At 46.4% G+C, this 16,552-nt stretch carries 10 protein-coding genes; 1 reads left to right on the top strand and 9 read right to left on the bottom strand.

What is annotated here, in order from left to right; translation table 11 throughout:
* Window positions 1-14 precede the first annotated feature (14 nt).
* The 9 genes from A8C56_RS05415 to A8C56_RS05380 all read right to left on the bottom strand — a co-directional run bounded on the left by A8C56_RS05415 (window position 15) and on the right by A8C56_RS05380 (window position 14,717).
* Window positions 15-2,690, bottom strand: a complete 2,676-nt coding sequence (locus A8C56_RS05415; RefSeq protein WP_067753075.1) for a DUF4962 domain-containing protein — start codon at window positions 2,688-2,690, stop codon at window positions 15-17.
* A 62-nt stretch (window positions 2,691-2,752) separates the two neighbouring features.
* The gene (locus A8C56_RS05410) at window positions 2,753-3,907 is read right to left on the bottom strand and encodes a heparin lyase I family protein (RefSeq protein WP_067753072.1); all 1,155 of its coding nucleotides are present in this window, start codon (window positions 3,905-3,907) and stop codon (window positions 2,753-2,755) included.
* An 11-nt stretch (window positions 3,908-3,918) separates the two neighbouring features.
* Window positions 3,919-5,178 (bottom strand): MFS transporter, encoded by a 1,260-nt coding sequence (locus A8C56_RS05405; protein WP_067753069.1) that lies wholly within the window; start codon window positions 5,176-5,178, stop codon window positions 3,919-3,921.
* A gap of 48 nt (window positions 5,179-5,226) precedes the next feature.
* Entirely contained in the window at window positions 5,227-6,147 is a 921-nt protein-coding gene (locus tag A8C56_RS05400) for an ROK family protein (RefSeq protein ID WP_157097882.1), read from the bottom strand.
* 66 nt (window positions 6,148-6,213) lie between these two features.
* A complete protein-coding gene (locus A8C56_RS05395) occupies window positions 6,214-7,725 on the bottom strand; it encodes a sulfatase family protein (protein WP_067753066.1) in 1,512 nt (503 codons plus the stop codon).
* A 24-nt stretch (window positions 7,726-7,749) separates the two neighbouring features.
* Window positions 7,750-8,133: a group II intron maturase-specific domain-containing protein gene (locus A8C56_RS24820; protein WP_218917251.1), complete on the bottom strand. Its 384-nt coding sequence runs from the start codon at window positions 8,131-8,133 to the stop codon at window positions 7,750-7,752.
* Window positions 8,134-8,284: 151 nt separating this feature from the next.
* Window positions 8,285-9,088, bottom strand: a complete 804-nt coding sequence (gene ltrA / locus A8C56_RS24815; RefSeq protein WP_218917250.1) for a group II intron reverse transcriptase/maturase — start codon at window positions 9,086-9,088, stop codon at window positions 8,285-8,287.
* Between the two features lie 572 nt (window positions 9,089-9,660).
* Window positions 9,661-11,538: a RagB/SusD family nutrient uptake outer membrane protein gene (locus tag A8C56_RS05385; RefSeq protein ID WP_067753064.1), complete on the bottom strand. Its 1,878-nt coding sequence runs from the start codon at window positions 11,536-11,538 to the stop codon at window positions 9,661-9,663.
* A 20-nt stretch (window positions 11,539-11,558) separates the two neighbouring features.
* On the bottom strand, window positions 11,559-14,717 hold the full coding sequence (locus tag A8C56_RS05380) for a SusC/RagA family TonB-linked outer membrane protein (RefSeq protein ID WP_067753062.1): 3,159 nt from the start codon (window positions 14,715-14,717) through the stop codon (window positions 11,559-11,561).
* A gap of 624 nt (window positions 14,718-15,341) precedes the next feature.
* Here A8C56_RS05380 and A8C56_RS05375 point away from each other — a divergent pair.
* A complete protein-coding gene (locus A8C56_RS05375) occupies window positions 15,342-16,550 on the top strand; it encodes a glycoside hydrolase family 88 protein (protein WP_067753060.1) in 1,209 nt (402 codons plus the stop codon).
* Window positions 16,551-16,552: the final 2 nt, after the last annotated feature.

The following is a 16,552-nucleotide window of genomic DNA, read 5'->3' as shown; positions in this document are numbered from 1 at the left end:
TTCTATTCTTTTATTTATTGTACATCATATTTTGCTACATCGGGCAATGTGTCCACCACTTCCTGCCGGGCTACTTTGCCTCCCTGCAGCTCAAGCAACATAGAGCTGCCCGGAACCCGGGGCGCAAATGCTTTCCCCAAAAAATTTACCGGCAGATCACCATAGTTGAAAAACGAATGGCCGCCAATCACCTGCAAAGCTGCAGGTTTATTGCCATCCAGTTGCACATTCATTTTCCAGTTTCCAACCTGTACCTGCCTCCATCCATTGGCATTGCTTACGGTTTTGACCACCTCCGTCCTGCCATCATGTATTTGAATAATTGTTAAAAACCTGAATTTCTGCGCAGGAGGAGAGGTAATGCCAACATGCCACTGATTGGTATATTGCCGCAACCGGTTCCCATCCATTAACTTCATCCAGTTCACAGCGGGCTCTGCAAACTGATCATGTACTACCCTATGCAAAGGGGCAGCCGCAAACACACTTGCATTTACATTTCCCGTACCGGTCTGAACTTCAAAATCCTGCCGATTGGTATTGTCCGTTTTGCCGGCAACAACTGTATAAAACGGTGCATGAAACTGCGTTGTCCATTTTACAGCTTTTTTAGCTTCCAACTCATCATACAACACAATATAGCCACCATCCAACTGCAACATGTGACGACGATACAAAATCACACCCGGGTCTCCAAACCCGTTTGCCGCATCAGGCTCCAGGTGGATCTGCTTAAACCGGTCCAGCCAAAAATCACTTTTTATAGTACCATAAGCATTGGAGGCATCTCCTAAAGCGTACTGGATTTCATTACCACTGATAGAGCGGGGTATCCATCCATATCCTTCCTCGCCAATCTTTTGACTAAGGCTATCGGCCAGTATCGTACAATAAGCCCGTGTGTTGCGATAGTCTAATAAATTGTGCCGGTCGCTAAACTGGCTGTAGTAGCCCGTGGCACCAAGGATCGTTTTTCCTTTATAATTAATGGTCACGGCGTTTTGACCGGCATGCCCGTGCCCCGATGAGCCAAAAGGATTACTTATTAAATAGCTGCAACTGTTTTCCCCGGCCTTAGCGATATCATCGCTCATTGCTGCAAGACCAATGTCGTTAAAGACTCTTAAACGCGGCAGCTTTTTCGGCGAAAGGGCTTTCAGCTTACGACTGGGCGTATAATTTAACAGGCGAAAGAAAAGATAATCATCTGTACCTTTAAAAAAAGCAGGATGTGCTGCTCTTATTTGCTGCACATACCAGTTAAGATACGGGTTGTCTAATTTATAAGTAAGGGCATCCGCAAACAGTGCATACCCTGCATTGATGCCCTTGCGCAGATCTTCCCACTGGTCGCCATAAGCCGTAGAGGTGCCTGATGGAGGAAAAGAGTACAAAAGGTAATAGGGCAGGTTTTGCATCCATGGCAATTGAAAATAATCCATGCCTGAAAAATCTTCAAACAGCTGGCACAGGTAGATGACAGAGCGGAAATTTACTGAGAAATAACCGTTGCCCTCTTTCCAGCCGCCATCGGTGGTACCCAGTACAGGGAATCTTGCTGACCATACTTCATACATATATGTAAACCATTCTTTAGCTTCAGGCACTTCTCCTAATAAGGCTACAGTGCCAATAGCAAGATTCCGCAGGGTGATCTGCCACACATGGTTATCGCATACATGCAGCTCAAAACGGTTGGGCAGGTGATCATAAATTTTTTTTGCCCGCTTTATCATTACTTTCTTAAAAAGCGTTTTCTCGCCGGCAGTAATAAAATCATTTCCTAAATCGTAAAACCAGCCTAAGGCTTCCAGTACAGCACCGTTATTGAAATCACTGCGCGTAGCCCAGTTTTTATCCGGGTCCATCTGAAGCAGGTTCAAAGCGCGGCGTTTTGCATCCTTAATAAAGCGTTTGTCTTTTGTTAAATAATAGGCAATGCAAAGATTACGTACGGGGTCGCCTACCTTATCGCCAAAATCATGATACATCCTGTCCATCAGGCCATCCAGCTCTTTACCTGATTTACCCGCCGTATCAATCTGGCGCACAGGACGCTCATCCGGTAAGGGTGCTTTCATCAGCTTTCCGGCAAAGGCAATAAATTGCTTTGCTTCGGGATTATTCCGGTTGTTTTTATAGAATGTTTCCTTACCCGAATGCAGGTTCCACAAATGCGGGTGCGGCCCTTCATTGCGTTGCAATACTGCATCTACCGGCGGGGATACTTTTGTTCCGGCCGACCTTGTATCTACAACAAAATCATATACAGGAGACCATGTCCATTTGCCGGAACCTTTAAGCGCATACCCATATTTCCAGTACCAGTGCCCGGGCTTCAGTGCCTGATGCAATGGATACACGGCCCAGGTCTGCACATCACTTTTTATAAGATGCCTGGTAAAACCTGTATCCATTGCCAGCATTACCTGGTAGCATACATTTCCGATACCCGGATCTTCCGGTACGGCACTACCGCTTTCCATAGGCAATACCATTTTTACACCGTTGGTTGCCGGCCACATTAATGCGGGCGCGTTGGCAGGCACCGTAATGCCGTTAATGGGATAAGGCCATTCACGTACACGGGCATGCAACTTTTCGCTGGTAAGTTTAAGGACAGGTGTGTGCTGGGCCCGGAGCCCCAGGCATAAACAAAAAAATGTTATGGCAAATAGTTGTTTCTTCATTCCTGTTTTAAAATTTGCAACACTTTTTTCACAAGGCTGACAGCCCTTTTTAAAGTATACGACTAACGTTCTTTTTGAGAAAAATCAGCCAGGTTATACACTACAGGCGCTGTATTGCTGCCTACACGATAGATGCCAAACTTAAAATAATAACCATTTTCATCATTACGGCCGATCAGTATTTTTTGATTATTGACGATGTGATCGTTTACCGGCTTTTTATCTTTTTGATAATGCATCACCACATCCAGCATACCGGGCTTTTCTACTTTGTTGTTTGCACCGCCGTAAACGGACCAGTCTATAGCTACATCAAACGTGACCCAGGTATCTTTTGGAAACGCTGCAAACGGCATCTTGTAAGCAATAGTGGAAGTTTTATACGCAGAGCTTACCGACTGCATAATACCCACTTTACCCGGGCTTGCAAGGGTGCGGTCTGTTTTATCAGTCATCCACCTGCTGTCGGAATTTGCTTTGATATAAAACATGCCGTCCGAAAAACCAAAAGCCAGCGGGGGATATCCTCCCTGCTCAACTTTCCACCCGTTCTTTTTGCCGGCCTTAAAGGATTGCTTGCCATTTTTGTTAATGACAGCTATCTTCTCATGGCCCAGATCCTTTTCAAAAATCATACTGTCACTCAATGCTACAAACTGCTGCGGGGTCAGCTGCATCACTTTCCCGGAGGGGTCCTGTACCAGCGTTCTTGAAGGCATACCGTGCCACTGGGCAAAGATGGTGTTCACTTCTTCCGGCAGTGATGACGGTATAAAGACCGAAAAGCGATAGGCCCACTTTGAGCCCTGCGGGCATTGCCCCTTGCCCCTGTTGTATACCAGCTTCAGTACCTGGTCGGTTGCATAGGTTCCCGGAGGCAGGTTCTTATAGTCATCGGCAGTAGCATAGCAGTAGCAAAGCTCCGCTCTTCCTTTGGTACTGCCTTCTTCATAGCCTTGCAGTGAATTATCATCTGTCTTCAGCTCAAAACGATAAGAAGGTCTTCCTTCAAAAGGAAGCCCTGCATCTTTTTGTATGGAATAAGGCCGGTTGATGCCAACAGCCACCCATTCCCCGTCTATAATATCGGCCTCCCTGGCTGAATCAGCTTGCACATTTACCCGGGTGGTTACCGGGTCCGTACCCGCGTTCTGTGCAAAGACCGGGAAGGCTGCCAATACCAGCAAAACGCCTGCTATGAATCTTTTTTTGATCATTGATTACTTTATTATTTTCCTGAAAAAAATTCTTTAACCGTCATGGTCTTATTACTGATGATGGGCTTTGCATAGCCGGCAATAAAAAACAAATAGCCTAATGTAATATACAGAAACATCAATGCATAGCGCAGCCCGATACAATCGCCCAACGCACCAACAATAAAAGGGATCAGCGCTCCGCCAAATATGCCCGAACAGAGGATGCCTGAAAAAGAGCCATGATGTTTGCTTACAGAATTCAGCGCCAGTGAAAATACCACGGAGAACATTACCGCAATCGTAAACCCTGCAAGCGGGAAAGCCCATAAAGACCAGCTCTTACTGCCCAGCAGCGCAACAGACAGCACAACCAATGTCAGCAATACTGCCGCTTTTAAAACGGTCCTGGAATCCCAGAGCTTTAGCACCATCAGCCCCAGCAAACAGCCAATGGTCATCAACCCCCAAAACCAGGCTACGGCATTTGCACCGCCCGTGGCAGGATCTACATGGTGGTAGCGTTTTAAAAACTCCGACATCCAGTTAGCCAGCGATTGTTCTGTACCTACGTAAGCTACAATCCCTGTAAAAAAGAGCCACACATCGCGTTTTTTCAGCAGCTCAAAATATACGGCTGCCGCCCCGGCCTTTTCGTCTTCCTTTAATTGCACTGCCGGCATACGGATACACAGGAGCAACAAGAGCATCAGCAAAAAAATACAACTGAACAACCAGTACAATGCTGTCCAGTGCAGCCCGTTTTTTACCAGGGAGCCCAGCCCCTCTATCAAAGCATTGCCGGCAGGCGGTAGCGATAGCTCTTTTAACAGGTAGGAAAACACAAAAGGGCTTATAAAGGAAGCCATACCAAATACCAGCTGCCCCATTACCGAAAAAAAAGCAAAATTTTCCTCGCCACCTGCGGTACGCATCAGCGGGTTGATAATTACCTGCAACATGGCCATGCCAATGCCGATCACAAACAGCGAGGCCAGTGCCATAATATACTGGGGGTTCAATGCAAAGATCAGCGCACCGCAAAAATTCAGCGCAAAGGCGATGAGCATGGATCTTTTTTCACCCAGCCGCTCAATCATCATCCCGGCCGGAACCGACATAATCCCATAAGCCAGGAAAAAAGAGAAGGGTAAAAAAGAAGCCATGGTAAGGCTGAGCTGATAGGTTTGAATAATGATAGGCATAAGGGGGCCAAGAATATTGGTAACAAATGATATCACAAACCAGATCAGTAATATGATCCCTACCAAAAAATTATTTCTTTGCTGCATTTGTACATTTTTATTTGGGCCGCATGAACCGATACTTATAATAAAATATTAAGAAAGCGGCCGGAATACCCTTGCCGCACAGCCCAGCAGGCCGGCCCTGTTGCCCAACGCAGCCGCTGCCAGCGTTGTATGCTGCATGGTAACCGGCATTGCAAGCAGTTTGACCCTTGTTGCTATTTCTTTTATATAAAAAGCGCCGGCTTCACTGATACCGCCGCCGATCACCACCTTTTGCGGGCTGAAAATATTGACCAGACCGGCAATGCCTGCGGCCATATATTCAAAATGCTTTTGCATAGCTGCAACCGCCTCCGGCTGATGCTGCAAATAACGGGTCACGATCATTTTTCCGTCTACCGCAACCTCTTTGTTATTCCTTAATGCTTTATAGTTACGGATCAGCGCGGTTATGGATGCGTATGCTTCAAAACAGCCCCTGGCGCCGCAGGAGCAGCGGGTTCCATTATGCTGGATGATCATATGCCCCAGTTCGGTACCCCTGTTTTTATACCCCCCATACAATTTTTTATCGATCACCAGGGCGCCACCGATGCCCGTGCCAACAGTAAGGAAAACAAGATCACTGCATCCTTTGGCTGCGCCGTATGTCAGCTCGCCAAAGCCCATCATATTGGCATCATTATCTATAATAATGCGGTAGCCGGTTTGCTGCTGCAATAGTTTACCCAGGGGCACATTTTCAAAGCCGGGCAGATTGTCTGCCCCTCCTATTACCACATTATCTTCCACAATCCCCGGGAACCCGATGCCCACGCCGGCAACGGCTCCGGGCACTACTGCAGCGCATTGCCTGATGGCCGCTGTGATCAGTGTGATAATGGCAGCTTCACTGCCGGCTGCGCTCATGGGTTGTACCAGGGCATACACAACCTCTCCTGCACCGTTTATCACCCCGCATTTCAGCGAGGAGCCCCCTACATCTATTCCAATGGCGTATATATTGTTCAACGGGATCTGAGTATTACTGCATGAAGCGGCATGACCTGTATCAGCCGAATCATTTGATGAAAACTGCTATTTTAAATAATCGTATACTGAATCCAGCTTGAATTCTTTAATGGCTTCTGCGCTTGGGTGCGCCCGCTTATCAATATCACTGAAGTAAGGAGCCTTATCCCAGATGGATACATCGCCGCCAGTAGCACGCGGATCTTTTGTTTGCACCAGGTAGGCCTGCATTTGTGCTGCCAGCTTTTCCTTTATGTCTTTGTATACCGGGTCTGCTGCCAGGTTGTGCAGTTCGTAAGGATCCTTTACAATATCAAACAGCTCTTCCGCGGGGCGCTTGCCCATTCCCAGCTCAAACAGGGGCTTTACAGCAGGTTGCTCTTTATGCGCCATCATGTAAAATTTGGCCGGCCCCGGGTAATTGAGCATATAAGGATCAATATCTCCATATAAAGGCGGGTCACCGGCTGCCCAACGGTCAGGCTCGTAATTGCGAATGTATAAATATTCTTTTGTCCTTATAGCTCTTCCGGGGTAACCCAGTCCGTGCTGCCGCACAAAGGCGTGCCGTTCCCTTCCCAGCACTACAAAATCTCTTTCCTGAGTGCCTTTGCCGTTCTTATCTAAAACCGGTAACAGGCTTTTGGCCGTCATTGCTGCAGGCACCGGCAGGTGCGCCAATTCAAGGAAGGTTGGCGCCAGGTCGTTCAGGGTAACCAGGCCATCGGCAACCGTACCCTGCTTAAACTTCCCGGGCCATGCTATAATCAACGGCACATGGGTACCAAAATCATACAGGTTGGCCAGGCCGCGCGGCATCTGCCAGCCATTATCACTACACACAACAATGACCGTATTTTCCAGCTCGCCACTTTGTTTTAAAAGCTGCAGCGCATCACCCAGCTCTTTATCAAATACTTCAACGGAATGATAATAGTCTGCTATGTCCGTACGCACATCGGGCGCATCGGGCAGGTAGCCCGGTACTTTTACCTTAGCAGGATCAATTCCTGATTTTGCACCGATGCCTACTTCATAAGGCCGGTGCGGCTCATGGCTGCTGATCCAGTAGCTCCAGGGCGCGTCTTTTTTCTTCTGTTGCAAAAACTGCGCGAAGCTTTCATAGGGATTGCCACCAGGATTCCTTTTACGGCCATTTGCCTCAAAGCTGCCGGGCCCCCAGCCTTTGCCCTGAAATCCTACCTGGTAACCGGAGGCTTCCAGAAGATCCGGGTATAATTTATATTCTGTCGGCAATATGCTCCACAGATCGGCTCCTTCTTTTAACCGCCATATATCCTGCCCGGTAAGAAAGCCAGCTCTTGAAGGGGTGCAGGAGGGAGAATTACAAAAAGCATTGGTAAACCGTACGCCCTCCCCGGCTACTTTATCCATATTAGGGGTACGCACGGTTGAGTCTCCATAAACCCCCACATGCCCGGCAAACTGATTATCTGACATGATGATCAGTATATTCGGACGTTTTGTTTCTTCCTTTTTTTCTGAAGATTTGCATCCGCCCAGTACCAATAATAGCAGGACCGCCAGTAACCATTGTATATTCTTTTTATTTTTCATTCCTTAAATTTTATTTATACTCTGTTAGTAAGTAAACCCAGGCATCGCAGCCTGAGATTCTGTTAGAACGGTACGTAACAGTCTCCCGTTATACCGCTCCGATTTTCCAACCGTTGGTTTCGAGTTCAGTAGTTCCCAATGCGCAAACATTTTTGGTCGGCGCATAGAGATTTGATGAAGCCATCTAACGGTCTTCATACCTCCTGTTCGAAGTCTTTTGTATTTGCGTCTTGCCCAGCCTTCGAGCTTAACATTTAATAAGTGCATAAACTCTTTCATTTTTGTTTTATAAAATGTTCCATAATAATTGATCCATCCCCGGATTACAGGATTAATCTCTTGTGCTATTTCTTGCAACGTGTTTGTTGTCTTTGTTAATGCTCCCCACTTTTTCATCTTCTCGTTCATCGCTTTCATCGCTTTTGTACTGACCGCTGGCAGAAAATTAGTGAATGACCCATCCTTTCTACCGTTCTGTGCTTGTCTTGGTCTAAACGTAAAACCAAGAAAGTCGAACCAGACAACTGGATAGTCTTTGTAAGATCTTCTGTTACTGTCCTTACAGTACACCAGCTTTGTTTTTCAATGCATGCATTTCAAGACCACAGTCCGTTAATCTTTTCTCTAACGCTTTCATTACTGTCTGACCTTCATTCTGTGATCTGCACATGATGATGGCATCATCAGCATAACGGACAAGTGAACATTTTGGATACTCTATGCTTAACCATTTATCCATTGTGTAATGGAGATAGAGATTAGCAATCAGCGGACCGATAACAGAACCTTGGGGAACTCCCTGGGTTCTTGCTACTTGTGTCCCATCTTGCAACTGCAGTGGCGCTGTCAGCCACCTTTCAATGTATAACAGTAACCACTTTGTTTCACAATGCCTTTTGACTGCCTTCATCAGCAGATCATGCGGAATGTTGTCAAAGAACCCTTTAATGTCAAGGTCTATCACCCATGACTGTTGCCAGCATAGTTGCCTCACTCTTTCTACAGCCTGTTTGGCTGATTTTCCCGGACGGTAACCATAAGAGTCTTTTACAAACAGTGGCTCCAGCGTTGGCTCTAATAGCCCTCTTACTACAGATTGGGCAATCCGGTCTGCGATTGTGGGTATGCCCAGAGGTCTTAGTCCACCTCCTTTCTTCGGTATCTCAATCAGTTTTACCGCCGGTGGCATGTAGCTGCCTGAACTCATGCGATTCCAAAGTTTGTACAGATGGTTTCTGTAGCCTTTATCAAATTCGCTCATACTAACTTCATCCACACCTGCGCTTCCTCTGTTTGATTGCACCTTCTGATAGGCTGCCATCATCAATCGTCTACTAATACTAAACGGTTTTGCTTTGCTCATCTTCGTACCTCCTGATTTACTCGTCAGTATATCAGTTTTCGTTAATGAATAAAAACTGGAAAACAACTCCCCTTCGCTACTGCTATCTTTCAATAGCTATCAGCACTACTACGGAAGTTTCTGCCCCAGTGCTGCACATCGATACTTTCCTTCTTACAGTGTCTCTTGCTTGAAGTTTTCTCTTAACATTGCAACGACTGGTTCTCACGTCCCATGTAAACGCCTGTGTTACGATCGCGCTGTCTATACGCCGGATGCCGCAATAACAGTAAACAGGTAACCTTATTGCTTATCCCAACATTGATACTGCATATTGGTTTTGACATCATCTTATCCTTTCGACGCCTCTGATGACAGTTCACTATTGTTCGCCTTCATTAACACTCACCTGACACCTTTATCGATGCCTTTTCCTTTGATGCTCACTACCTCAACTCTTAATTGAAGCAGCTAAAGGTGGTTTGATAGCTACTCCTGCAAGTCGCTACCGATGGGCCGGCCATCATCATCTACATAGCATTAAATAATAACGTCAAAGAACTAATTTGAAAATCATCATTTATTCGTGACACTCAATATCCGGGATTTTGTCTTGTAATATTCTTATTAACATCTGTTTCATTCTGAGGAAACGGATACAGTTCATGTTTGCCGGGTACAAAATTGGTACCCGCAGGATAAGGATAGGTAGAACGTATGGCCTGCAGTTGTGCATACGTTTGGGCAATTCTGGTACCCAGCAGGTTCCAGCGGATCAGATCTGCCCGGCGCATCCCTTCAAAACAAAGCTCTTTTGCCCGCTCACTGATCAGCGTATCCAGAAAGGCCTGCTTGGTTAAACCCGAAGGAATATCAATGTCGGCCTTTGATGGCTTGGCAGCCAGGCTGGCGGTAATTTCAGCGCCGGTTCCGTCTCCCCCGGAAACCGTCACGGTAGGCAAGGCTGTATATCCAAAGCCGGCATTATACATAGTAACGCCACTGACACTGCCATTTTTAAGGGTTGCAACAGCATTAGCATAATTGCCTCCGCCACCGGAAATGGTTACCGTAGGTGCAGCGGTGTAGCCGGATCCTCCATTGGTAACAGAAAGCGTAATGCCGCTTCCGGCCATATCCAGTCCGTAAGCCCTTCTGCGTACCTGGTTAATAGCGTCCAGTGCAATCTGGTTGGGCCCTTCATTCAATTCGTTCTCTACCTCTGCCTGCATCAATAACAGATCAGAATAACGCATAATCACTGTATTGATATCGGTACTGCCTATTTCTGTTGGCGAATTGGTCTGGTACTCCCGGCTCCATTTTCCTACCGTCCAGTTCTGATCATTTTTTCCGGAAACAATATACACCCTGTTGCCGTCTGCATCAATCTTAAACCGGGCTATTGCAAAATCCCTTCTGAAATCACCTTGCTGGTAACTTTCATAAAAAGGACGCACCGTTAAGCATCGGGCGGAAGTACCTCCATATACGCCGGTAGCCGTGGCAGGCGCATTAAAATAACCAAAACGGGAAGCATTGGGCGCCTCACCTGCAGGGCCTGTAGGCGTGTAAAACGCTATTTCAAAAATACTTTCCGTGGGCTCCAGCACGTGCTTGCACTGATTTATAAATACCTGCGGGTAGCTTGGATTGAGCTTATAGGGATTGGCAGCCATTATTTCATTAATCTGCTGTTGCGCCAGTTTATAATAATCCTTATAATTATCAGGCCGCTGCATTTGTCCGTTGGCCCTTAAAGAATAGCCGCCCGCAAACAAAGCCACGCGGGCCAGCATGGCTTTTGCCGCCCATTTATTGATGCGTTCATCCGTGGGCATCGCTTCAGGAAGCAATGCTGCAGCCTCCTGCATATCTTTAATGATCTGTTCATAAATAGTGTACCGGTCAGTAAGCCCCAGGTGCAGGTCGTCCCCCGCTTTTGATGAGGTTGTTTTGAACGGCACATCCCCCCATAGGCGCACCAGCTCTGAATAGTAAAATCCCCGCAGGAATTTTGCTTCTCCCAGCATCCGGTTCAATTGTGCTTTTTCATCATCTGTCCCACTGCTGTAAATGCTCATTTCAGGAATTTTTTCCAAAACAACATTTGCCCGGTCAATGCCCTGGTACAAAGCGCTCCAGGTACCATAGAACATATCCGTTTCAGGGATGCCGGAATAGTGCGGAATGATCCGCCAGTTATCGGCAGCAATTCCTGAGGTTTGCCCGATGTCATTATCATTATCAAACACCATCGGAATATTCCAGCCATAGCCGTCCCAGGAAGATACTGCGCCGTATACTCCAAGGGTAGCCATATAGGCCTCATCAATGCTTGTATAAAAATTATCGCTGGTAAAGTAGGAATAAGGCGTGGTTTCCAGTGCTTTTTTACAGCCTCCTGCTATTACCAGCACCCAAAATGTGGCAATGATCATTGCCGGTCTGAATACTGTTCTGTATTTCATTATTGTAATCGCTTTAATGGTTATAAGGATAGGTTTACACCCAAAACAAAAGATTTTGCACGCGGGTAAGCACTAAAATCAACGCCGGGAGTAATGGCATTATTCACAACGCTTACTTCAGGATCATACCCGGTGTATTTTGTAAACACATGTAAATTATATGCAGTAAAATAAACACGGGCATTACTGATCTTTGCTTTTTTTATCCAGCCGGACGGCAGGGTATATCCCAGGCTCAGGTTATTAATCCGCAGGAAGGAGCCATCCTCGATCATCGTGCTGTAAGGCCTGTCGGAAACCATACCTATATATGAAGGAATGGTTTTACCCTGGTTCAGTGCAGCAAGTGCGGCCGGGTCGGTTACAGGGTTCCCGTTGGCATCAATCGTCATCCACCTGTTCGTAAAACGGGATAATGTGTTTTTAAGGTCATTACTCAATGCGGCATTATTGAGCACGTTTGCGTTATAGATATCATTTCCTACAGAAAAGTTTAAAAACAGGCTCAGGTCAAAATTCTTATAGCTCAGGGTATTGGAGATCCCTCCTGTGTATTTGGGATTTGCATTGCCGATAATGGCGCGGTCTAGATCATTGATAACGCCATCGGGCACCCCATCAGGGCCACTGATGTCCTTAAATTTCTGATACCCGGGTTGAACGGTACGGTTGTCTTTTACGATGCCATCCTTTAAGGTATACGTTTTGGTGGCAGCATCGTAGTTAAAATCGTCCACCTGGTACAAACCATCGGCCACATACCCATACATCAGTCCTACCGGTTGCCCTACCTGAAGGATATAATCATTAAAGGTAGTATAGCTGTTTACAATTTTTGAAGTTTCCCCGTCACTGAGCTCCAGCACCCTGGTTTTGGGAAAAGCAATGTTAAAACTGGTATTCCATTTAAAATCAGCATTCCGGATATTTATTGTATTCAGGGTAAATTCCAGGCCCTTTGCCAAAGTGGTTCCTATATTCTGAAACTGGCTTGTGAACCCGGAGCTGGAAGGAATACGGGTATCAAATAACAAATCCTTTGAGCGGTTATCATAATACTCCGTAGTAAGGGTGATGCGCTGGTCAAACAACCCCAGGTCCAATCCAATGTTTATGGCCTGGTTGGCTTCCCATTTCAGGTTGGGGTTTGGCAGATTGTTCTGGTAGGCGGAAGTTGTAATGGTATTATTGAGCGGGTAAGAACCGGTGGTATAGATACCCAGTGCTGCATAGTTGCTGATGCGGTTATTACCGGCCTGCCCATAGCTTACCCTTAATTTCAAATCAGAAAAAGCAGGTATTTCCTTAATAAAATTTTCGTTGATCAGCCTCCAGGCAACCGCTACAGAAGGGAATACGCCCCATCGGTTATTGATACCGAATTTTGAAGACCCATCGGCTCTCAAACTGGCCGTTAACAGGTATTTGCTCTTGTACCCGTAATTGAGGCGCCCAAAGAAAGATAATAACTTGTCGTCTTCCGCATGAGAGCTGGGTGTGCCATAAATTGTTCCAAGCGAAAGATCGTCCCAACCGTTATTAACCGTTGGAAACGCAGATGCGCTGGTTCCGAAATTTTCAAAATAATTATAAATATATTCCTGGCCCGCAGTTACATCCAGGTTATGCGCACCTGCAAAAGTATGCGTATAGGTAAGCGTATTATTGTAATTCAGCCGGCTGTCATTTTCTTCAGTAATACTTCCAAACGGACCGCCGCTGCGGATGGCCACAATGGATTCGGAAGTATTGAACTGTTTGTATTTATTTCCTTTTGCCATATAACTGATCAGCCCGCGGTAGGTAAAACTTTTGGACAATTTATATTGTAGGGTTGCACTTGCATTAAGGGTGTTAATGACACGCTCCCTCAGCCGGGACCTGGCTCCTATAATGGGGCTTTGGAAAGCAGGAGAGCTTTGATTATCCAGCGGGTCTGTTTCCAGGTCCAGCAGCGCATCGTCGTCAGCCGGATTCCTTCCGCTTACCGGGCGGTATTGCAAAAGAGTTTGCAAATAGGTCAGCCGGGCATTTCCACCTTCAGTAGGCGGCAAACCAGTGATTTTCTGGTTGGAATAATTTGCGATCGCATTAATGGTAAACCTGTCTCCAATTTTATGCGTAAGGGTGATCTTCCCGATATTTTTTGTAGACCCGCTGTTGAGCATAATGCCATCATCTTTGCTCCGGGAATAGAATACATTAAAACGGGTATCCTTACTGCCTCCGTTAATGCTCACTTTATGATACTGGTTAAAGACCATGCTTCCAAAAACCTCGTCCTGCCAGTCTTTGCCGGACCGGTTGCCATAAATGGTTTTCAGGGAATCAAACGGGCCGTATAATTTGGTAAAACTTGCGATCTTGGCAGAATCTCCGGCTCTCCGTTCGTAATCCAGTACCAGGTAATCATAAGCTCCCATCACCGGAATTTCATCTGTAATTTTTTTAGCCCCCACATATCCATCATAGTTCACCGTTACCTTGCCGGCCCTGATCTGTTTGGTGGTGATCAAAACCACGCCATTAGCGCCCCTGGCACCGTAAATAGCGGTTGCAGAAGCATCCTTAAGCACATCCACCGATTCAATATCTGTAGGATCCAGAAAAGCCAGTCCGTCTGTTTGCGGCACACCATCCACTACATATAAAGGCTCGTTACTTTGAGTAATGGAAGTACCACCCCTTATTTTAATAGAGGGTTCCGCCCCCGGCGACCCATCTGCCATGGTGACCTGCACTCCTGCCAGCCGGCCCTGCAGCGCCTGGCCCACATTCTGCACCGGCACTTTGGCCAGCTCAGCCCCGCTTACAGAACTGATGGCGCCCGTAAGGTCTTTTCTTTTTTGAGTACCATAGCCCACCACCACTACCTGGTCCAGGCTTTTATCTTCTGCAGTCAGGGTAATGTTAATCTGTTCCCGGTTGCCGATGCGCTCTTCCTTTCCCTCGTACCCTATATGGGAAAAAACCAGCACTCCATCCGGGGTGGCTTCAATTATATAATGACCATCCTTTTGGGTGGCCGCTGTTCTGGCAGCGCCCTTTTCATGGATGGTAACCCCTTCCAGCGGTTCGCCGGAACTACTGCTCACCACTCCTTTTATAGTAATCGTCTGAGCCCATAGCCCCCCTGAAATACTCATCAGCATAAAAAACAGAATAAGAATTGATTTCATTTTTAGTTGTGATTTTAAACCGGTGAAACTAATATTTTAAGTGTATCTGAACTATTTAAAGGCAGTGTTGCAGGAAGCAATGCCGCATATCCAATTCCGGTCAATGAGCAGGTCACTGTTATATGGCATTTCTTTTCCGTTTTTGTTGGTCAATTTCCTTTTAAGCATCTTTTGATGCAATCGCTTCTTAACTGTTATTACCAATCGTTCAATATTCCTGTTCTATTCTAAACCAGACAAAAAGACAGCGAACGCTGACCGGTTCCGTCCGGTTGCCTGGTTTATGAAATCACCGGCTTTGTCTGCCGCTAATGTTCATTATAAATGTAGCCATGCTTTCAGGCGAAGGGTTTAAAAATGGGTTTTAGTTTTTTCAATCTGGTTGATTTTTTCTCTTTTTTATTTCAACACATGATCCGAATCACATTAAGCACATATAAATCAACCAGTTAAATCACTGAATACAATTTTTCAATTTTTAAGAACCCATTTTTTACAGGAAGGTGCTTTCCGGTGCACTTTTAAAAATTTCATCCAGTTCTAAAATTTAAAAATCCATTTTGAAATATCCTGCTATCCCGGTCAATTACTTTTATACTACTGTTTTGTAAAAGAAAAAAAATCATGAAAAAACGATTCAATGTCATTATAGCAGGCTTCAGCCTCTTTATTTCTGTTACGTCAATGGCCCAGGCGGCCGGAAAAGAAGCCTGGTTCCTTCATGCGGTTGATGTGGTTAGTCAACAGCTTACCAGGGCCGCTCAGGTATATACCCCCGGGCATCATCCACGTTCGGTCAACCCTGATGGCACGGTACGGCTTGCCAATTATACGGACTGGACCACTGGTTTTTTTCCCGGCTGCCTCTGGTATTGTTATGAGCTTACGGGTGATCAGCAACTGGCAGCTGCGGCAAAAAAATTTACACTGGCGCTGGACTCCGTCCGTTACATTAAGAAAACGCACGACATGGGCTTTATGCTGTATTGTTCCTATGGCAATGCCTGGCGCATCACCGGTGATACGGTTTACCTGCCCGCCCTGCGGGATGGGGTACGTAACCTCTATAACCGCTTTAGCCCGAAAACAGGCACCATCCGCTCCTGGGATTTTGGACCCTGGCACTACCCGGTAATCATTGATAATATGATGAACCTGGAATACCTGTACTGGGCAGCCACGCGGTTTAACATACCGGCTTACGCACAGGCAGCTAATATGCATGCCATTACTACTATGAAGAATCATTACCGCAAAGATTACAGCTCTTATCATGTGGTAGATTATGACCCCGCTACGGGCAAAGTGCTCAGCAGGGGTACCCACCAGGGGCTTGCTGATGAATCTGCATGGGCGCGTGGCCAGGCCTGGGGGCTGTATGGCTATACCATGTGCTATAAAAATGCACATGATCCCCGTTTTTTACAGCAGGCGGAACATATTGCCTGTTTCCTGATGCATCATCCGCGCATGCCGAAGGATAAAGTACCGGTATGGGACTTTGATGTGCACAATGCAATGGACCCCGACGGAAGAGCCCCGCGCGATGCTTCTGCCGCTGCTGTAATGGCCTCCGCGCTGCTTGATCTGAGCACACAGGCAAAAGACGGGAAAAAATATTTTGATTATGCAAAGGAAATACTGGAAGCATTGTCCTCCAACGCTTATCTGGCAAAGCCCGGCGAAAATCATCTTTTTATCTTGAAGCACAGCGTAGGCGCCTTCCTTTATAATTCAGAAGTGGATACCCCGCTGAACTATGCTGATTATTATTATCTTGAAGCGCTGAAACGATACGCCGCACTTAAAAAACAGAGCGCTCCGGATCAGTAAAA

Origin of the sequence: Niabella ginsenosidivorans (assembly GCF_001654455.1) — a bacterium.
In the GTDB taxonomy this organism is placed as follows: domain Bacteria; phylum Bacteroidota; class Bacteroidia; order Chitinophagales; family Chitinophagaceae; genus Niabella; species Niabella ginsenosidivorans.
This window is presented reverse-complemented; position numbering and strand designations above follow the sequence as displayed.

Excerpts from the sequence above, each read along its gene's own strand:
- A8C56_RS05415 (WP_067753075.1), bottom strand. The coding sequence starts at position 2,690 with ATGAAGAAACAACTATTTGCCATAACATTTTTTTGTTTATGCCTGGGG.
- A8C56_RS05410 (WP_067753072.1), bottom strand. The coding sequence starts at position 3,907 with ATGATCAAAAAAAGATTCATAGCAGGCGTTTTGCTGGTATTGGCAGCC.
- A8C56_RS05405 (WP_067753069.1), bottom strand. The coding sequence starts at position 5,178 with ATGCAGCAAAGAAATAATTTTTTGGTAGGGATCATATTACTGATCTGG.
- A8C56_RS05395 (WP_067753066.1), bottom strand. The coding sequence starts at position 7,725 with ATGAAAAATAAAAAGAATATACAATGGTTACTGGCGGTCCTGCTATTA.
- A8C56_RS24820 (WP_218917251.1), bottom strand. The coding sequence starts at position 8,133 with ATGAACGAGAAGATGAAAAAGTGGGGAGCATTAACAAAGACAACAAAC.
- ltrA (WP_218917250.1), bottom strand. The coding sequence starts at position 9,088 with ATGAGCAAAGCAAAACCGTTTAGTATTAGTAGACGATTGATGATGGCA.
- A8C56_RS05385 (WP_067753064.1), bottom strand. The coding sequence starts at position 11,538 with ATGAAATACAGAACAGTATTCAGACCGGCAATGATCATTGCCACATTT.
- A8C56_RS05380 (WP_067753062.1), bottom strand. The coding sequence starts at position 14,717 with ATGAAATCAATTCTTATTCTGTTTTTTATGCTGATGAGTATTTCAGGG.
- A8C56_RS05375 (WP_067753060.1), top strand. The coding sequence starts at position 15,342 with ATGAAAAAACGATTCAATGTCATTATAGCAGGCTTCAGCCTCTTTATT.